Genomic DNA, 18,818 nt, shown 5'->3' on the forward strand with positions numbered 1-18,818 from the left:
TTTCGGCGCAGGGGGCTTTCGGCGCATCGGGCTTTCGGCGCATGGGGCCGCAAGGGACATCGGGGACGGCATGGATGACACGGACAGGGAGGCGGCCCGCCCGGCGCGGATCCGCATGGCGCGGGCCGGGTTCACGGAACTCGTGCTGGTCTGCAGCAAGTGCGTCAAGCGCCAGGGCCTGAAGAAGGGCTCGGTGCGGCGGCAGCTCAAGAGCGAACTCAAGCGGCGCCTCACGGCGCGCAAGCCGCGCGTGGTCGAGGTCGGGTGCCTCGGCCCCTGTCCCAAGCGTGCCCTCGCGGTGATCACGGCGGACAGCCTCGCCAAGCAGCGCATCCACCTGCTTGACCCGCAGGCCACGCCGGCCCAATCCGTGGAGGCGCTGTTCCCCGATTTCGGCCCCAAAGGCCGCCTAGACCTGCCGGACGCTGCGGAATCGCCGCACCGCTAGGTCGGAGCCGCGCGCCGGAACGGGAAGCCGGGATCGTCCTCCCGGCGCGACGGATGCGGGAGCGGGGAATCCTTGAAACGGACGATTCGGGACGGGTCCGATGCCTGACGAGCCGCGCTTCGCGACGACCCGGGTCGCCGAACGTCCAGCGGGCGAGCGGACCGGGTCCGGTCGTCTCGGGCGCCTCGTCCTGCGCCGGCTTCCCCTGGTCGGCACCCTCCTGGGCCTCGGTCTCGCTGTCTGGCTCATCGCCACCAACGATCTGGCCGCCGTCACCGACGCCTTCGGCCGGGTCGGTGCCGGCGGCCTCGCAGCCATCGTGCTGGTGCGGCTGTCGGTGATCCTTCTGTGCGGCCTCGCCTGGGGCTGCGTCATCCAGGGGCTCGCGGGGCTGGGTCAGGCCCGCACCGGAGCCTTCGTGCTGCTGCGCCTCGTCCGCGAGGGCATCAACGTGCTGCTTCCGGTGGCCTCCGTCGGCGGCGACGTGGTGGGCGGCCGCCTGCTGACCTTCTGGGGAACCATCGGAACCCTGGCGGCCGCCTCGATCCTCGTGGACATGCTGTTCCAGGCTGGGACCCAGGCCGTCTTCGCCCTGGCGGGGGTGGGCCTCCTGCTTCAGGTCGGCGGCGAGGCGGCGCAGGCGCTGGCCACCTGGGTCCTGCGCGCCCTGGCGGTCACCGCCCTGCTGCTGGGGGCTTTCCTGGCCGTCCAGCGCAGCGCCGCGGCGCGCGCGATCGGGCGCAGGGCCGTCGACGGCGTGCGCCGCGTCTTTCGGGGTGACCCCGTCGCTCCGTCGCCGTCGGGCGGCAGCGTCTACGACGCCCTCGATGCCGTCTGGGCACCGGGTCGGCGCGGACGGCTCGCGGCGTCCGTCCTGCTGCACCTCGCCGCCTGGGGACTGGGCGCCCTGGAGATCTGGATCGCGCTCACCTGCATCGGCGTCGATTCGGTGAGCTTCACCGAGGTCGTGGTGATCGAGGCCCTGAGCCAGGCCATCAAGTCGGCGGCCTTCCCGGTGCCGAGCGGCCTCGGCGTCCAGGAAGGCGGCTTCGTCCTGCTCGGCAGCCTGTTCGGCATCGATGCGGGCACCGCCCTCGCCCTGTCGCTGATCAAGCGCGTGCCCGACGTCGTCCTCGGCCTTCCGGCCCTGCTGCTCTGGCAGGCCCTGGAAGCCCGGCGCGCGCTGATCCTGCCCCCGGCGGCCTGACGCCCGCGCCATGGCTCCCGCTTCGCACGGATCTCCGGCCCCCGGCGGCCTGGCCGCCACGCTGCTGCCCGTCGCGGCCCTCCTGGGCAGCATCGTCTCCCTCAGCGTCGGCACCTCCTACGCCAAGCAGCTGTTCCCGATCCTGGGCGCGGAGGGCACGACCGCGCTGCGGGTCGGCCTCTCGGCGCTGATGCTCGTCGCGATCTGGCGGCCCTGGCGCCTGCGTCCCGGCCGCGCCAACCGGCGGGCCCTGCTGCGCTACGGGGCCGTGCTGGGCGCCATGAATTTGCTGTTCTACCTGTCCCTGCGCACGATCCCCCTCGGCCTCGCCATCGCGATCGAATTCTCCGGGCCCCTGGCGCTCGCCCTCGCGGTCTCCCGCCGGGGGATCGATTTCGCCTGGATCGGCTGCGCAATCCTCGGCCTGTCGCTGCTGCTGCCCCTCGGCGACCTGTCCACCGGGCTCGATCCCGTCGGCGTCGCCTGCGCGCTCGGCGCCGCCCTGTGCTGGGCGCTCTACATCGTCTTCGGCCAGCGCGTCGGTCATCTGCACGGCGGACGGGCGGTGGCCATCGGCATGTCGGTGGCGGCCCTGGTGGTGCTGCCGTTCGGCATCGCGAAGGCGGGGACGCTGCTGCTGCAGCCGGCCATGCTCGGAATCGGCTTGGCGGTGGCGGCCCTGTCGAGCGCCCTGCCCTACACGCTGGAGATGGTCGCCCTGAAGCGGTTGTCGAAGCAGAGCTTCGGCGTCCTGCTCAGCCTCGAGCCGGCCGTGGGCTCGCTGGCCGGCCTCGCGATCCTCGGCGAGCACCTCACCCCCACCGAATGGCTGGCCATCGCCTGCATCGTGGTGGCCTCGGTGGGCAACACGGTGACGAGCCATCGCGGCGGGGTGGCCGCCGCGGCCGCGCTGACGCCGGTCTGACGGTCGCGCGACGGATCCGGCTCAGCTGTCCAGGGCGGCGACGATCGCCTCCAGGGCGGTCTTCAGCCCCTCCTCCACCGTCGGGTGATAGAACGGCCGGTCGAGGAGAGCCTCGGCGGTCAGCCCGTCCGCGATGGCAAGGGCGAGGAACTGGGCCAGGTGCTCGCAGGCCGGTCCGAGCATCTCGGCCCCCCGGAGGGTGCCGCTGCGGTCGGCGTAGAGGTGCAGCGCCCCGGCATTCTCGGCCATGATCCGGGCCCGGCCCTGGTCGCCGAAATCGACGCTGCCGCGGACGAGGGTCGCGTCTGCGGGATCGTAGGGCGCGCCGACGCTTGCCGCCTGCGGCTCGGTGAACACCATGGCGAGGTTGGTCCAGCGCCGGGGCGCTTCGACGGCGTGGCGGCCGGAGGCGACGAGACGGGCCGCGTTGGCGCCGGCGATCCGGCCCTGGCGGGCGGCCTCGTGCAGCACCGGCCGATCGGCGTTGGCGTCGCCCGCGAGGAAGACCGGGCCGCCGGCGCAGAGCAGGCTGCGGGCGTCGAACGCCGGCATCCCGTGTTCGTCGAGGGAGAGGCCGGCGGCCTCCAACCCGAGATGCCGGACGTTGGGGGGCCGCCCGGCCGCCGCCAGGACCCGCGCGAAGGTGCCGGTCCCGGTCGCCCCGGCCGCGTCGGTCCAGGTCAGGCGCACGCCCTCGGGCGCGCGGTCGCCCTCCGTGACCCTGCAGCCGAGGCGCAGCGTCATCTCGGCCCCGAAGAGTCGGCGGGCCGTCTCGGCGAGGCCGTCGTCGCGCAGGGAGGCGAGGTGCGTGCCGGGGTCGAACAGGGTGACGGCGACGCCGAGGCGGGCCATGGCCTGCGCCAGCTCGAGGCCGACGGCGCCGCCGCCGAGCACCGCCAGGGACTCGGGCAGGTCGGGGATCTCGAACACCGTGTCGCTGGTGAGGAGCCGGTCGCCGAGGTCCCGCAGGGGCTCGGGGACGGCCGGGCTGGAGCCGGTGGCGACGATCGCGGCGCGGAAGCGCAAGGCGGTGTGGTCGTCCACCGCCAGGGTGTCGGGCCCGGTGAAGCGGGCGCGGCCGGCGATGCGGATTTCGGCGGGCAGTTCGTCGACGCCCGCGCGGACGCCGGCCACGAAGCGGTCGCGCTCGCGCCGGACGCGCGCCATCACGCGGGGGCCATCCACCCGAACGGAGCCGGCATCGATGCCGAACACGTCGGCGTGGCGGGCCGCATGGGCGGCGTTGGCGGCGGTGATCAGCAGCTTCGAGGGCATGCAGCCCACGCGGGCGCAGGTGGTGCCGCCCGGCCCGGCCTCGATCAGGACGGCGTCGGCGCCGCGATCGCGGGCGGCGCGGAGAGCGGCGAGGCCGGCGGTGCCGGCGCCGATCACGGCGATGTCACAGGATCTCTCGCGCATCGCGACGGCTCTCGGGTTCGCGCCTCTCGACCCCGACCGTCGGAATCGCGGGCCAACCCCCGTCGCCCGACGAACGTTCCTGTCTGCGGCAACCCGCCCGTCAGTCGGGCTCGGCGAGCAGGCCCTCCACGAAGCTGGTCAGGCCGGTACGGCGGGCGCGCTTCAGGCGCTCGGCGATGAGGATGCCCTCCAGGGAGCGGAAGGCGTCGTCGAGGTCGTCATTGACGATGACGTAGTCGTACTCGGTCCAGCGCTGGATCTCCATCCGGGCGTTGGCGAGGCGCTTCTCGATGGTGTCCGGGGAATCCTCGGCCCGGCGCTCGAGGCGGTGGCGCAGCTCGGCCAGCGAGGGCGGCAGGATGAACACCGTCACCACGTCCTCGGCGAGCTTGGCGCGCACCTGCCGGGTGCCCTGGTAGTCGATGTCGAAGATCATGTCCCGGCCGGCGCCCAGCACCTTCTCCACCGGGCGGCGCGGGGTGCCGTAGAAATTGCCGTGCACCTCGGCCCATTCGAGCAGGTTGTCGGCGCTGCGCAGGGCGTCGAAGGCCTCGCGGTCGATGAAGGTGTAGTGCTTGCCGTCGATCTCGGACGGGCGGCGCTGCCGGGTCGTCACCGAGATCGAGAGGTCGAGGCCCCATTTCGGGTCGGCGGCGACGGCCCGGGTCAGGGTCGTCTTGCCCGCGCCCGAGGGGGAGGACAGGATGAGGATGAACCCGCGCCGCGCGATCACCCCGGCCTCCATCGTCAAAGCGTCCCGCATCGCTGAAAAAACCTACTCGACGTTCTGAACCTGCTCCCGGAATTGCTCCACCACGGCCTTCAAGTCGAGTCCGATCCGCGACAGCGCGATGTCATTCGCCTTGGCGCACAGGGTATTGGCCTCGCGCCCGAGCTCCTGGGCCAGGAAGTCGAGCTTGCGCCCGATGGCGCCCCCGGCGGCCAGGAGCTCGGCCGCGCTGGCGAGGTGGGCCTGGAGGCGGTCGAGCTCTTCGCGGACGTCGGCCTTGGCGGCGAGCAGCACCGCCTCCTGGTGCAGGCGGTCGGGATCGAGGTGGCCCGCCTCCAGCAGCGTCGCGACGGTGGCGGCGAGGCGCGCCCTCACGGCCTCGGGCGTGCGGGCCGGGCAGGCCTCGGCGGCGGCGGTGAGCCGGGCCATCGCGGCGAGCTGGCCTTCGATGACCCCGCGCAGCGCCCGCCCCTCGGCGCGGCGCGCCTCCACGAGGTCGGCGACGAGGCGGACCACGCCGGCGGCGAGGTCGCGGGCCAGGGCCTCCGCGTCGGCGCCGGGCTCCTCGTCGGCCTCGACGACGCCGCGGATGCCGAGCAGCCCGTCGAGGGTGGCGGGCGCCACGCCCTCGGGCCGGGGCACCCGCGCGATGGCGGCGGCGAGCTGGCCGAGCAGCGCCTCGTTGATCCGGACGCGGGGCGCCGCCTCCGGCCGGGTGAGGGTCAGGGAGAGCTGGCACTGGCCCCGCGCCAGGCTCTTCTGCAGGGCGGTGCGGGCGACCTCGCCCACGGCGTCGTAGCCGTTGGGAACGCGCAGGCGCACGTCGAGCCCGCGCCCGTTCACGCTGCGGACCTCCCAGGCCCACTGGACCGGCCCGGTGGAGCCGGCGGCGCGGGCGAAGCCCGTCATGCTGGAGAGGATCATGGCTGTCTTCGCGTTCGTCCCGGCCCCCGTGGGGAAAGGCTGGGGGTGGTCGGGGGACCCTGCCGGGTGCGGAGGCGGGTCGGTTGCAGGAAATGATACGGGCTCCGCTTGATTCAAGCGGGGTCCGTATCGCTCAGCCCGCGCGGCGCTTGAGCGAAGCCGAACTCCGCCATCCCGAAGGGATCAAACGGAGTTCGTATGACACCCCGTCATTCCGGGGCGCCGCAGGCGAGCCCGGACCCGCAGGGGCGCGCCGGAGGCGTGCAATCCACAGCCGCCGACGGCGCAAGGCCTTGCCCCATATGTGTTTCTGGATCCCGGGCTCCGCTGCGCGGCCCCGGGATGACGGGGTGGATCATCCGGTTGCGTGGGCGGACGCTACGGCTGCTTGAGCACCGGCACGGTCTTGGGCGAGTTCAGGTCGAAGGTCTTGTTGCGCAGGGGGTCGAGGCGCGTGCCCTCGGAGGCATCGAAGGCCTTCGCGCGGTTGCCGGTGCCGTCGGGGCTGGCGGCCATGTTGGTGCCGTCGGGGGCGTAGGCCGAGGCGGTGCCGGGGACGGTGGGCGCACCCGGCGGATCGGCCTTGTCGACCACCGCGTCCGGCGTCGGCGTCTGTCGAGCGCGCTCGACCTGGCGCCAGCGGGCGACGTTGCGGGAATGGCCTTCCAGGGTCTCGGCGAAGGCGTGGCCGCCGGTGCCGTCGGCCACGAAGAACAGGTCCTTGGTGCGCGAGGGGTTGGCCACGGCTTCCAGGGCGGCGCGGCCCGGATTGGCGATGGGGCCCGGGGGCAGGCCCTCGATCACGTAGGTGTTGTAGGGCGTGGCGCGCTCGATCTCGGCGCGCTGGATGCCGCGCCCGAGGGTGCCGCGCCCGCCCACCAGCCCGTACACGATGGTGGGGTCCGATTGCAGCTTCATGCGCTTGTTCAGGCGGTTGACGAACACCCCGGCGACGCGGGGCCGCTCGTCGGCCCGGCCGGTCTCCTTCTCCACGATGGAGGCCAGGGTCACCATCTCGGCCGGCGTCTTCACCGGGATCTCGGCCGAGCGGCGCAGCCAGATCTGGTTCAGGACCTCGCGCTGCTTGGCGCGCATCAGGTTGACGATCTGCTGCCGGGTGGCGCCGCGCTCGAACTTGTAGGTGTCGGGCAGGAGCGAGCCCTCGGGCGGGATCTCGTTGACGTCGCCGGTGAGCACGTCGTTGTCGTTGAGGCGCATCACGATCTGCTCGGAGGTCAGGCCCTCCGGGAAGGTGATGGCGTGCTGCACCTGCCGGCCGGAGGCCAGGGTGTCGATGGCCTCGCCGATGCTGGCATGGGCCTTGAAGGTGTACTCGCCGGCCTTGAGCGCCTTGCCCGAGAAGCGGGCGGCCCATTCGAACAGGGCGGTCTGGGTGATGACGCCCTCGCGGCTGAGCGCCTCGGCGATCTCGGAGGTGCCGCTGCGGGGCGGGATGACCACGACCTTGTCGGCGGGCAGCGGCCCCGGCTCCTTGGTCTGGCGCTCGAACAGCGTCACGCCGATCATCACCGCGATGGCCAAAACCACGGAGGCGGTGAGCAGGCCGGAGATGCGGGCCAGCAACCCGCCGCGCTCACGGACCGGACGGTCGGGCGGCGGCGGCGCGGCGGTGGGCTTGATCGCCTCGCTGGGGCTGCGGGGCGAGAGCCGGTTGGGCAGGGCCGGCTCGTCGGAGGGCACCGGCGTCTGCGCCGGATCTGGGCGTTTGCGGAAGAACATGGACATCCTGTTCGGGCCTCAGGTCCCCACCCCGGCCGCCGCCGGATTTTTTAGGGGAGTCCGCGCGCCCGAGTCGAGGGGGGCGCACGGGACGGGCAGTTTGGCGCGCGAAGTTGGTGGGTTTTGTGGCGAAGGAGGATATGCCAACGCGGCACGGGCGCGAGCCTTCGGGTTCCAGGAGAGAGCGACTATGAAAGGTGGTCATCATAGGCAGCGGCGCCGCTCTTCCCGCTGTGGCTCCCAGAGACGCTGTTGCATGGCTAAATCAAGATCTATGAGTCAATTATCGGCCCATGCATGATCTATTTTTGTCACTTGCAAGTTGTGTAATTTACCTTAGATCGATCAATCGGATTTTTTATCATAATAATCCATAGATAATATTATTATTGAAGGACATAGTCTTATAATGGAAAGTGTAAATGACGTTGTAGATGGAATTTTAACAGAAGTAGATCATATCCAAAAATACGGATTTTGGGATGATATTGATGGAGACGAGAGTTTATTTCCATCTACGATACCTGTCGGAAATGGGCAATGTATTAGATCGACAAGTATTCTAGAGAGTTTGATTTGGCGTCTTTCATCCGCTTTACATCGTGAACAATCCGGTGAAAGGCGGGGATTTGACAAAAAAGATTTGCGCGATGCTGTCCGCGTTAGCCTCGGAACAATTATGGGATCTGAGGGATGGGAGGCGAGCACGACCGAACGCAGTCAAAATTTACTGGCTTCTATCCGCGCTCACATTGCTAAGTTAAGTCTATTAGAGCGTAAACGCACCTACGTTTTTGGATGTGATTTATTTAGCTCTGATTTAGGCGATTTAAGACTTGGCCCAGTTTTGATGCAACCACGAGATTCGTGGCTGCTAAAGCTTCAGAAAGACGGAAGATTGGGGTCTGTAACGGCAGAACGCATTCGGCGACGATGGAATAAAACAAAGTTCCGTGAAATAAAAAACAATTCTGAAGCAGATATTGAAAATGAGATTATCAATCTCATTGGCGACCATCGTTATGTATGTAGTGTAATTTTGAAAGGTTTTAGTGATAGTATAGGTCTGGATCGCGCCCTGCTTGCGACCAAAATTGCACTGGCAGCGATTGCTATTCGTTGGCAGAGCCCGTCCAGGGCCCTAAAAGATTTTAATATTAGTTATTCCGCCGAAATGTTTCAGCAAAGGTATATTATATTTGGTGATAAAACGGGAATAACAAGTTTTTCTGGAAAATCACGTAGTCCAAATGGAAAGTATGTAGACAAGCAGGAGTGGGCGAACATACTTGCCACGGAAAAGGCATCGTTTCAGTTTTTCAGCAAAATATTAGAATGGACGCTAAATAGAAATGCTGACCGTTACAATTCAGAAATTTTCGATGCCTTCGCTCAGTCTTCATTTTGGTTTCATGAGGCATGCCGAGAAGAAAACTCGATGGTGTCGGTCGTCAAATTTGCAGCTTCGCTGGATTCACTTGTGGGCGGAAGAGGATACTACGAAATTGTGAAATTATTCGGATTAAGGGCCGGAATAACTCCAGCAGACATTATTTTTTCTGACGGATCGACACTCAAGAATTCAATTGAACTTATTTACAATACAGGACGGAGCAAAATCGTGCATGGTAGCACGAATAAATTCAAGTACGATTGGTCCGTCGAAAAATCAAAAGCAGAAATCTTAGCAAAAATTTGCTTGCTTGCTTGTATCGATTGGGCGGCAGAAAGCGAGGGACCAATCGATATTAAGCAGATGCTGGCCTAACCCACCCGCCGCATCACCAAGCTCGCATTCGTCCCACCAAACCCGAACGAGTTCGACAGCACCGTATCCACTCGCTTGCGCTTGGCCTCGTGCGGCACGAGGTCGATGGCGGTCTCGACGGAGGGGGTGTCGAGGTTGAGGGTCGGGGGCAGGATGCCGTCGCGGATGGCCAGGATCGAGAAGATCGCTTCCACGGAACCGGCGGCGCCCAGCAGGTGGCCGATGGAGGACTTGGTGGAGGACATCGAGGCCTTGGCGGCGTGGTCGCCCAGGAGGCGCTCCACGGCCTTCAGCTCCAACTCGTCGCCCATGGGCGTCGAGGTGCCGTGGGCGTTGATGTAGTCGAGGTCGCTGGCCTGGATGCCGGCGCGCTTCACGGCGGCGCTCATGCAGCGGAAGGCGCCGTCGCCGTCCGGGGCCGGCGAGGTGATGTGGTAGGCGTCGCCCGTGAGGCCGTAGCCGATGACCTCGGCGTAGATCTTGGCGCCGCGGGCCTTGGCGTGCTCGTACTCCTCGAGCACGACGACGCCGGCGCCCTCGCCCATGACGAAGCCGTCGCGGTCGCGGTCGTAGGGGCGCGAGGCCTTGGTGGGGGCGTCGTTGAAGCCGGTGGAGAGGGCGCGGCAGGCGGCGAAGCCGGCGAGCGCGAGGCGGTTCACCGGCGATTCGGCGCCGCCCGCCACCATGACGTCGGCATCGCCGAACTGGATCAGCCGGGCCGCGTCGCCGATGGCGTGGGCGCCGGTGGAGCAGGCCGTCACCACCGCGTGGTTCGGGCCCTTCAGGCCATGCGCGATCGAGATCTGGCCGGAGGCCAGATTGATGATGCGGCCGGGAATGAAGAAGGGGGAGATCCGGCGCGGGCCCTTGTCGTGCAGGGTCACCGAGGCGTCGTAGATGCCGCCGATGCCGCCGATGCCGGAGCCGACCATGACGCCGGTGGCGCACTGGTCTTCGTAGGAGGTCGGGTGCCAGTCGGCGTCGTTCAGGGCCTCGCCGGCGGCCGCCATCGCGTAGACGATGAACGGATCAACCTTGCGCTGCTCCTTCACCTCCATGAAGGCGTCGGGATTGAAGCTGCCGTCGCTGCCGTCGCCGAAGGGCACGGAACAGGCGATGCGGCAGGCGAGATCGTCGACGGGGAACGCCGTCACGACCTTGGCCGCCGATTCGCCGGCGATCAACCGGCTCCAGGTGGCTTCGACCCCGCTGGCCAGCGGCGTCACCATCCCCAAGCCCGTCACCACTACCCGACGCATCGCGCTATCCCGAACCGGTCCTGTCATCACAACGAATGGCGCGCGGGGTCCGTTTCAGGGGACCCCGCGGACGCACGACCCGTGACGTTTAAGCGGAGTTCTTCTCGAGGAACTTCACCGCATCGCCGACCGTCTGGATGGTCTCGGCGGCGTCGTCGGGGATCTCGACGTTGAACTCTTCCTCGAACGCCATCACGAGCTCGACGGTGTCGAGGCTGTCGGCGCCGAGATCATCGATGAAGTTCGCGCCCTCGACCACCTTCTCCGGCTCCACGCCGAGGTGCTCGACAACGATCTTCTTCACGCGCTCAGCGATATCGCTCATCGGTCTTGGTCCTTAGCTCTTCAAGGTCGTGATGGTGCAAGGATCTTGTGGGTGAAGAGACTTGCTGGTGGAAGGTCGGTGAAGGTGCCGTGGCCGCCGTCCCGTCCCGGGACGACCTGTTCGGATGGAGCGGCCGGTGTGTTCGATCGCGCGTTTCGGGCAAGTCACCGGACTTGTCCAGTCAGTGACCCACGTTTTTCAAACCTCCGCAACACGCTGAATCGGCACCCCCCTCGCACGGCAGCCGGGGTGTTAACACAGGGTTCCGACGCTGGCGAGAGGCTGTTCACAACCCGTTCATCGGTGTGGCCTTTTCGAGCCAATCGCCTGTTTTTTGGTCTGTGCGCCGCAGCGAAACCGGGGGTCAGAACCCCTCAATACATGGCCATGCCGCCGTTCACGTGCAGGGTCTGGCCGGTGACGTAGGCGGCCTCGTCGGAGGCAAGGTAGATCGCGGCGGCGGCGATGTCGGCGCCGGTGCCCAGCCGCCCCATGGGAACGCGGCCGAGAATGCCCTCGCGCTGCTTGTCGTTCAGCGCGTCGGTCATCGGCGACGTGATGAAGCCCGGCGCGATGCAGTTGACCGTGAGGTTGCGGGTGGCGACCTCGGCCGCCAGCGCCTTGGTCATGCCCACCAGGCCCGCCTTGGCGGCGGCGTAGTTGACCTGGCCCGGATTGCCGGTGGCGCCCACCACCGAGCCGATGTTCACGATGCGGCCGTGGCGGCGCTTCATCATGCCCTTCACGGCCGCCCGCGACAGCCGGAACGCCGCCGAGAGGTTGACGGCGATCACCGCGTCCCACTCGTCGTCCTTCATGCGCAGCACGAGGTTGTCGCGGGTGATGCCGGCGTTGTTGACCAGGATGTCGAGGCCGCCCAGCGCCGCCTCCGCCGCCGGCACCAGGGCCTCCACCGAGGCCTTGTCGGAAAGGTCGCCCGGCACGACGTGGATTCGCTCACCCCCGAGCTCGGCCGCGAAGGCCTCCAGGGCCGCCTGCCGCGTGCCTGAGATGGCGAGGGTCGCGCCCTGCGCGTGCAGCCCCCGGGCGATGGCGCCGCCGAGGCCGCCGGTGGCGCCGGTGACGAGGGCCTTGCGGCCGGTCAGGTCGAACATGGGCTTTCCTCGAGGTTCAGCCGAAGGCAGGGAACGCGGCGATGTCGTCGGGGGTGCCGACCGCGCTCGCCGACGCGCCGGCGGCGATCCGCTTGACGAGTCCGGTGAGCACCTTGCCGGTGCCGATCTCGGTGAACTGGTCGATTCCGGCGGCCGCCATGGCGGCGACGCAGTCGCGCCAGCGCACGGTTCCGGTGACCTGGGCGACCAGGGCCTCGCGAATCGCGGCGGGATCGGTGAGGGGCGCGGCCAGCACGTTGGCGTAGACCGGCACCACGGGGCTGTGCATCGCGACCTCGACAAGTGCTCTCTGCATACGAGCGGCGGCCGGCGCCATCAGCGAGCAGTGAAACGGGGCCGAGACGTTGAGCAGGACCGCGCGCTTGATCCCCCGCCCCGGGGCCAGGGCCACGGCCCGCTCGACCGCGTCTTTGTCACCGGAAAGCACCACCTGGCCGCCGCCGTTGTCGTTGGCCACCTCGCAGACCGCGCCCTCGGCGGCCTCCGCGGCGATCGCCTGCGCGGTCTCGGCATCGGCCCCGATCAAGGCCGCCATGGCGCCGGCCCCGGGGGCCACCGCGTCCTGCATGGCGGTGCCGCGGATGCGCAGCAACCGGGCGGCGTCCGCGATGGAGAAGGTGCCGGCGGCGCACAAGGCCGTATACTCGCCCAGGGAATGGCCGGCCACGCAGGCGACGTCCCGCTTCAGGTCGAGGCCGCGCTCGGCCTCCAGCACCCGCAGGGTCGCGAGGCTCGCGGCCATCAGGGCGGGCTGGGCGTTGGCGGTGAGGGTCAGTTCCTCCGCCGGGCCCTCGAACATCAGGCGGGAGAGCGGCTGGCCCAGGGCCTCGTCGACCTCCGCGAACACGTCGCGGGCCTGATGGAAGTGTTCGGCCAGCGCCCGTCCCATGCCGACGGCCTGACTGCCCTGGCCGGGGAAGATGCAAGCGCGCGCCATGGTGAAGTCCTCGTGGTGCCGGGTCGCCCCGAGAGGCTCGGCCCGGGACAGGAAGGGCGGCGCAGTCGCACCGCCCGCCACCTGTGTCAACATGGCACCGCAGCGAGGCCGGGCGCCCTACCCCTCGTTGAAGAAGTCGACCGTGCCGGAATCGAGGCTGTAGGAGGCGCCGACGATCCGCAGCTTGCCGGCTTTCAGGGGATCGAGGAGCGACGGCTCCGAAGCGCTGCGCAGGCGCTCCACCACCCGGTTGACGTTGGCGCGCACGCAGTTCTCGGTGAAGTCGCCGGGCTTGTCGCGCTGCGACAGCACCGCGGGCACGATCGGCTCGATCATCCGGCCGATCGAACCCGGAAAGACGGTGTTGTTCTGGACGACGTCGATCGCCGCTTCCACCGCGCCGCAGCGGCTATGGCCCATCACCAGCACCAGGGGCACGCCGAGCTGCGAGACGCCGTACTCGATGGAGCCCAGAGCGGCGGTGTCGACGCAATTGCCGGCGTTGCGCACGATGAACAGCTCGCCGAGGCCGCGCCCGAACAGGATCTCCGGCGACACGCGCGAATCTGAGCAGCTCACCAGCACCACGAACGGGGTCTGGCCCAGCGCGATCTCGATCCGGCGCTCGCGACCCTGGACCGCGCGGACAGGGCTGTCGGTCTGGTAGAGGCGGTTGCCTTCCTTCAGGGCCTCCAGCGCCTGGTCGGCGGTCAGGGTCGTCTTCTTGGTCGATGGCGCCGCGGCGAAGGCGAGGGTCGGCAACGCCGTGGCCGCGAAGCATCCGGCCCCGAGCCGGCATCCACAGCCGAGCAGGCTGCGACGACTGAGTATCGTGGTCATTGTGGAATATCCCCCCTCGCCCGGCCGATGCACCGCCGCGCCCGGATCTTCTAAACCGTGCCGCAGCACCGCGTCGCTGAGGCGTTATGCGGGACCGCAGAAGGGGATTGCCGGAGGATCGCCGAACGTGGGCAACGGGATAGACCCGCCGCAGCGCTTGTTGCCCGGCGTTAAGGGGTGTATGAGGCGGGCTCAGCCCAGAAATTCCGTCCGAGGAAGGAGCCGTCCGCCATGGCTCGCGTCACCGTTGAAGACTGCATCGACAAGGTCGAGAACCGCTTCGAGCTGGTTCTGCTGGCCAGCCACCGTGCTCGCCTGCTCGCCGCCGGCGCGCCGCTGACGATCGATCGCGACCGCGACAAGAACCCCGTCTGCGCCCTGCGCGAGATCGGCGACGAGACGATCACCGCGGACGACCTGAAGGAGCAGCTCATCCACTCGATGCAGAAGTACGTCGAGGTCGACGAGCCGGAGGCCGAGACCGTGCCGCTGCTGTCGAGCTCGCCAGCCGCTGCCGCCGTCGCCCCCCCCTCCTCCAGCGACGACAGCGCCGTCCAGTTCGATCGCATGAGCGAAGAAGACCTGCTACGCGGCCTCGAGAACCTGGCGCCGCCCACCGAGACGGACGACGAGGCCGAGTAAGCCATCGTCGATCCCCCAGATCCGATGAAAAACCCGGCCGCTGCGCCGGGTTTTTTCGTCTCGGGACCCCGGAATCGCGGCCGATGCGACGCCGTGGGGCTGGCGTGCCCGCGTGCGATGCGGGACACATCGTGGGAACGGATCCGGCACCGGGGCCGTCGCGCGTGAAAGGGTCTTCCGGCGGATGATGCGCCAATACGAACTTGTCGAGCGGGTGAAGCGCTACAATCCCGCCGCGAACGAGGCCCTGCTGAACCGCGCCTACGTCTACGCCATGCGCGCCCACGGCACGCAGAAACGGGCCTCCGGGGACCCTTTCTTCGCCCACCCCCTCGAAGTCGCCGCGATCCTCACCGACCTCCGGCTCGACGATGCCACGATCGTGGCGGCCGTTCTGCACGACACCGTGGAGGATACGGCGGCTACCCTTGACGAGATCCGGGAGCTTTTCAGCCCCGAGATCGGCGCCCTGGTGGACGGCCTGACCAAGCTGAAGCGCCTCGACCTCGTGTCCAAGCGGGCGGCGCAGGGGGAGAATTTCCGCAAGCTGCTCCTGGCGGTGGCGGCCGATGTCCGCGTGCTGCTCGTCAAGCTCGCCGACCGCTTGCACAACATGCGCACACTCCACCACATGCGGGCGGACAAGCGCGAGCGGATCGCACAGGAGACCCTCGACATCTATGCGCCGCTCGCCGGGCGGATGGGCATGCAGGAGTTGCGCGAGGAACTCGAGGATCTCGCGCTCCGCAACCTTAAGCCGGAGATCTACGCCACCATCGCCCAGCGGCTGTCCGACCTCTCCGCCAAGTCGGAACGCCTCGTCGAGAGCATCGAGCATGACCTGACCGCCAAGCTCGCGGCCCAGGACATCAAGGCCGTCGTCACGGGGCGGCAGAAGCGGCCCTACTCCATCTCGGCCAAGATGGAGCGCAAGTCGGTCGCCTTTGAGCAGTTGTCCGACATTTTCGGCTTCCGTGTCGTGGTCGAGACCCTGGCCGATTGCTACGGCGCTCTCGGTGTCGTGCACACGAGCTGGCCGATGGTCCCAGGCCGGTACAAGGACTACATCTCGACGCCGAAGCAGAACGACTACCGTTCGATTCACACCACGGTGATCGGCCCGAAGAGCCAGCGCGTCGAGCTGCAGATCCGCACGGCGGCCATGGACGAGATCGCCGAGTACGGCATCGCGGCGCACGCTCACTATAAGGAGAGCGGCGGCAAGGACGAGATCGGCGGTGGACACCCGCGTCTCGCAACCGAGAGCGGCGCCTACCAATGGCTGCGTCGAACCATCGAACTCCTGGCTGAGGGCGACAGCCCCGAAGAATTCCTGGAGCACACCAAGCTCGAACTCTTCCAGGACCAGGTGTTCTGTTTCACACCGAAGGGTCGCCTGATCGCCCTCCCCCGCGGGGCGACCCCGATCGATTTCGCCTACGCCGTCCATACCGACGTTGGGAACTCGGCGGTGGGTGCCAAGATCAACGGCCGCATGGCACCGCTGCTGCACGAACTCGTCAATGGCGACGAAGTCGAGATCGCCCGGTCGGATGGCGCCTCGCCGCCTGCTGCGTGGGAATCCCTGGTGGTGACCGGCAAGGCGCGTTCGGCGATCCGGCGCGCGACCCGCTCGGCCGTCCGGCGCCAATATGCGGGCCTCGGGCGCCAGATCCTCGATCGTGCCTTCGAGCGGGCGGCCAAGAGCTTCTCGGAGGATAAGCTCCGCGGGGCGCTGCCCCGTCTCGCTCGTCAGAGCACCGAAGATGTCTTTGCTGCCGTCGGACGGGGCGAGATGTTCTCGGGCGATGTCGTGCGGGCGGTCTATCCGGACTACAAGGACGAGCGCCGCGGTGCCCCGGCACCCCTGCCGCAGCCGACCTCGACCGACGGAGCCGGGCGCCTCAGTCTGTCCAAGGATCAGACCATGCGGCTGACCTTCCCGGAGGGGCGAAGCGCGGAGCATGGCCGCTCGGACGGAATTCCGATCCGCGGTCTCGACAGCGACCTGCCGGTCAGCTTTGCGCCCAACGGTGGTGCTGTTCCGGGCGATCGCATCGTCGGTATCCTGACGTCGGGCGTCGGCGTCACGATCTACCCGATCCAGTCGGCTGCTCTCGCCGATTTCGACAACGAGCCCGATCGCTGGCTCGATGTGCGCTGGGACGTCGAGGCCGGGACGAGCGAGCGCTTTCCGGCACGTCTCGCCTTGCAATCGATCAACGAGCCCGGCGTCCTCGCACAGATCGCTCAGGTGATCGCCGATCATGACGGCAATATCGACAATGTTTCGATGAAGCGGAAGACGCAGGATTTCACCCAAATCGTCATCGATCTCTCGGTCTGGGACCTGAAGCACTTGAACGCCATCATCTCTGAGCTTCGCGGAAAGCGGACCGTGAACAAGGTCGAACGCGTCAACGGCTGAGGCGAAGGCGCGCTTAAAAAACCCGAAGCGTCTATTTGGCCGCCTGCCGCTCCCCTTTCGCCCATCCGATCGCGTGAGGACGAGAACGCGAAGGACCCGATGCGGCACGCAGCGACGGTTGTATTTCTGGCGTGGACTTCTGCAGATTGCTGTCTGCCCGAATTCATATCCGACGAAATTTGACTTCTGACGTGATACGGCTTTAAACAATCAGAAGGTATTTCAGTCGACAAAGCTTCGTTGCGTGATCAATCCGTTCTTTTTTGCTTCGAGTGCATTCTGAGCATCTGCAACCAGGGCTGAGGAGCAAGCATAAGGTTCGGGGTCGCCCACCATTTTTTACAAAGATATTCGTTTTTTGTCTTCCTCTTAAGCGGGTCAACCCATGAGCGCACAACAGCGCAGCGCCATATTTATTGATGGCGCGAATCTTTACGCAGCGACAAAGGCACTCGGGTTCGACATCGATTACCGACGTCTTCTCCGAGAGTTCCAGTCAAGAGATTCGCTTCTTCGCGCCTTTTATTATACGGCAATTGTTGAAGACCAAGAATATTCGTCCATTCGTCCGTTGATCGATTGGCTCGATTACAATGGCTTTCGTGTCGTCACCAAGCCTGCGAAGGAATTCGTCGATTCGATGGGTCGGCGGAAGGTGAAGGGCAATATGGATATCGAGCTGGCGATCGACGCGCTCGAACTGGCCCCCCATATCGACCACATGGTGCTCTTCTCCGGCGATGGGGATTTTCGGTCCCTGGTCGAGGCGATGCAGCGCCGCGGTGTTCGGGTCACGGTCGTCAGCACGATCCAGACGCAGCCCGCGATGATCGCGGACGACCTGCGCCGGCAGGCCGACGAGTTCGTGGATCTCGCGCAACTGATCGCACGGATCGGCCGCGATCCCGGCGAGCGAAGCCCGCGCGCCCCGGACAGCCGAAATTCCGGCGATACGGGAACCCGCTTCCGCGGCGAGACGCCGGAGCGCTCGGCGCGGCCGAGCCCCGCTCTGGAAAGCCGATACGGCATTCGCCAGAGCGATGAGGCGGTCGAGCCCTGAAACGTCGGAAGACTGGCGCTTGCCGCGGAGACTGAAGGATGAGGCCGGACGCTCCCGTCGCCCGGTCGAACGTCATGCCGGCCGACGGGTATCGAGCCGTCCTGGCAGAAGTCATCGGCACCTCGGTCGAGGCACAAGAGCAACGTTTGGGCGACAGCCTCTCCCGTCGCATAAGCTTCGTTCCAGCGTTTGTAGCGGCGCGTGACTGCGATGCCGGAATGGCGCAACCTTCTCCGTGACGTCTCCAGCTCAAATTGGAGGCGGCGATCACGGTGCAGACGATCCCTGTCCCGCGTGACCGATGCGCCCGTCTGAGCCGATGTCTGGCACGACCCGTACCTGCCGCTGCCCGGCGGGGACCCAGTGACGATGCTCGGTGTGGCCCGCCGGCAGACGCGGATGGCGTTATGGGTTCTCGGCCGCCTTCGGAAAACAGGGCGAGCGCGCAACGTCTGACGACCCGTAGGCGCCTGGACAGCGGACGCGCTGCCGCATGTCGTCTGACCCCGATCTTAAGAGCCGCGGCATTGCCCGGGCCCGCGAACCACTCGTGGCCTCAGCCCTTGTCACGCATGATGCGGGCGCGGTCGCGCTGCCAATCTCGCTCCTTCGAGGCCTCGCGCTTATCGTGCAGCTTCTTGCCCCGACCGAGGCCGAGCTCGATCTTGGCGCGTCCCTGCTCGTTGAAGTAGATCTTCAGCGGCACCACGGTGAAGCCCTCACGCTGGGTGGCGCCGATCAGCTTGTTGATCTGCTTACGATGGAGCAGGAGCCGGCGGGGCCGCTTGGTCTCGTGGTTGAAGCGGTTCGCCTCGACGTATTCCGGGATGTAGGCGTTGAACAGCATCAGGTCGGTGCCGGACGGGCCGGCATAGGCCTCCCCGATCGTCGCCTTGCCCTTGCGCAGGGATTTGACCTCGGTCCCCGTCAGGGCGAGTCCGGCCTCCAGCGTATCGGTGATCTCGTAGTGGTAGCGGGCGGCGCGGTTATCAGCGACGACGCGGCGGTTCGATTCGGGTTTGGGAGCCAT

General features: G+C 67.2%; 17 protein-coding genes. 7 read left to right on the forward strand and 10 right to left on the reverse strand.

The window, feature by feature from the left end:
• The first annotated feature begins 70 nt into the window (after nucleotides 1-70).
• The 3 genes from AC6EUL_RS02945 to AC6EUL_RS02955 all read left to right on the forward strand — a co-directional run bounded on the left by AC6EUL_RS02945 (nucleotide 71) and on the right by AC6EUL_RS02955 (nucleotide 2,580).
• Complete coding sequence (locus AC6EUL_RS02945) at nucleotides 71-448, forward strand: (2Fe-2S) ferredoxin domain-containing protein (protein WP_056211032.1); 378 nt, start codon at nucleotides 71-73, stop codon at nucleotides 446-448.
• A 100-nt stretch (nucleotides 449-548) separates the two neighbouring features.
• The gene (locus AC6EUL_RS02950; RefSeq protein ID WP_499868762.1) at nucleotides 549-1,655 is read left to right on the forward strand and encodes a lysylphosphatidylglycerol synthase domain-containing protein; all 1,107 of its coding nucleotides are present in this window, start codon (nucleotides 549-551) and stop codon (nucleotides 1,653-1,655) included.
• 10 nt (nucleotides 1,656-1,665) lie between these two features.
• Nucleotides 1,666-2,580: an EamA family transporter gene (locus AC6EUL_RS02955; RefSeq protein ID WP_499868764.1), complete on the forward strand. Its 915-nt coding sequence runs from the start codon at nucleotides 1,666-1,668 to the stop codon at nucleotides 2,578-2,580.
• Between the two features lie 21 nt (nucleotides 2,581-2,601).
• Here the strand turns inward: AC6EUL_RS02955 and AC6EUL_RS02960 are convergent, their stop codons facing one another.
• The 4 genes from AC6EUL_RS02960 to mltG all read right to left on the reverse strand — a co-directional run bounded on the left by AC6EUL_RS02960 (nucleotide 2,602) and on the right by mltG (nucleotide 7,393).
• Entirely contained in the window at nucleotides 2,602-3,999 is a 1,398-nt protein-coding gene (locus AC6EUL_RS02960) for a dihydrolipoyl dehydrogenase (RefSeq protein ID WP_499868766.1), read from the reverse strand.
• A gap of 100 nt (nucleotides 4,000-4,099) precedes the next feature.
• A complete protein-coding gene (gmk, locus tag AC6EUL_RS02965) occupies nucleotides 4,100-4,762 on the reverse strand; it encodes a guanylate kinase (RefSeq protein ID WP_499868767.1) in 663 nt (220 codons plus the stop codon).
• A gap of 12 nt (nucleotides 4,763-4,774) precedes the next feature.
• Entirely contained in the window at nucleotides 4,775-5,653 is an 879-nt protein-coding gene (locus AC6EUL_RS02970) for a YicC/YloC family endoribonuclease (RefSeq protein ID WP_499868768.1), read from the reverse strand.
• 378 nt (nucleotides 5,654-6,031) lie between these two features.
• Nucleotides 6,032-7,393 (reverse strand): endolytic transglycosylase MltG, encoded by a 1,362-nt coding sequence (gene mltG, locus AC6EUL_RS02975; protein ID WP_499868769.1) that lies wholly within the window; start codon nucleotides 7,391-7,393, stop codon nucleotides 6,032-6,034.
• 409 nt (nucleotides 7,394-7,802) lie between these two features.
• Between mltG and AC6EUL_RS02980 the strand changes: the two genes are divergently transcribed.
• Nucleotides 7,803-9,161 carry a hypothetical protein gene (locus AC6EUL_RS02980; protein WP_499868770.1) on the forward strand — a complete coding sequence of 453 codons (1,359 nt, stop codon included), beginning with the start codon at nucleotides 7,803-7,805 and terminating at the stop codon, nucleotides 9,159-9,161.
• Here AC6EUL_RS02980 and fabF read toward each other — a convergent pair.
• The 5 genes from fabF to AC6EUL_RS03005 all read right to left on the reverse strand — a co-directional run bounded on the left by fabF (nucleotide 9,158) and on the right by AC6EUL_RS03005 (nucleotide 13,658).
• Nucleotides 9,158-10,420, reverse strand: coding sequence for a beta-ketoacyl-ACP synthase II (gene fabF / locus AC6EUL_RS02985; RefSeq protein ID WP_499868771.1), 1,263 nt, complete (start codon nucleotides 10,418-10,420; stop codon nucleotides 9,158-9,160). The genes AC6EUL_RS02980 and fabF overlap by 4 nt on opposite strands.
• 88 nt (nucleotides 10,421-10,508) lie before the next feature.
• Entirely contained in the window at nucleotides 10,509-10,745 is a 237-nt protein-coding gene (locus AC6EUL_RS02990; RefSeq protein ID WP_018044468.1) for an acyl carrier protein, read from the reverse strand.
• A 374-nt stretch (nucleotides 10,746-11,119) separates the two neighbouring features.
• A complete protein-coding gene (fabG, locus tag AC6EUL_RS02995; RefSeq protein WP_056272807.1) occupies nucleotides 11,120-11,860 on the reverse strand; it encodes a 3-oxoacyl-[acyl-carrier-protein] reductase in 741 nt (246 codons plus the stop codon).
• 16 nt (nucleotides 11,861-11,876) lie between these two features.
• Nucleotides 11,877-12,818, reverse strand: coding sequence for an ACP S-malonyltransferase (fabD, locus tag AC6EUL_RS03000; RefSeq protein ID WP_499868772.1), 942 nt, complete (start codon nucleotides 12,816-12,818; stop codon nucleotides 11,877-11,879).
• Between the two features lie 117 nt (nucleotides 12,819-12,935).
• Nucleotides 12,936-13,658, reverse strand: a complete 723-nt coding sequence (locus AC6EUL_RS03005; RefSeq protein WP_056272808.1) for a carbonic anhydrase — start codon at nucleotides 13,656-13,658, stop codon at nucleotides 12,936-12,938.
• A gap of 231 nt (nucleotides 13,659-13,889) precedes the next feature.
• Between AC6EUL_RS03005 and rpoZ the strand changes: the two genes are divergently transcribed.
• From rpoZ to AC6EUL_RS03020, 3 genes are all read left to right on the forward strand, one after another.
• Nucleotides 13,890-14,300, forward strand: a complete 411-nt coding sequence (gene rpoZ, locus AC6EUL_RS03010) for a DNA-directed RNA polymerase subunit omega (RefSeq protein ID WP_056211011.1) — start codon at nucleotides 13,890-13,892, stop codon at nucleotides 14,298-14,300.
• A gap of 184 nt (nucleotides 14,301-14,484) precedes the next feature.
• Complete coding sequence (locus AC6EUL_RS03015; protein ID WP_056272811.1) at nucleotides 14,485-16,728, forward strand: RelA/SpoT family protein; 2,244 nt, start codon at nucleotides 14,485-14,487, stop codon at nucleotides 16,726-16,728.
• Nucleotides 16,729-17,113: 385 nt separating this feature from the next.
• Nucleotides 17,114-17,788, forward strand: coding sequence for a LabA-like NYN domain-containing protein (locus tag AC6EUL_RS03020; protein WP_056211007.1), 675 nt, complete (start codon nucleotides 17,114-17,116; stop codon nucleotides 17,786-17,788).
• 556 nt (nucleotides 17,789-18,344) lie between these two features.
• Here the strand turns inward: AC6EUL_RS03020 and smpB are convergent.
• Complete coding sequence (gene smpB / locus AC6EUL_RS03025; RefSeq protein ID WP_056189358.1) at nucleotides 18,345-18,818, reverse strand: SsrA-binding protein SmpB; 474 nt, start codon at nucleotides 18,816-18,818, stop codon at nucleotides 18,345-18,347.

It is taken from the genome of Methylobacterium sp. 001424705, from assembly GCF_059816145.1.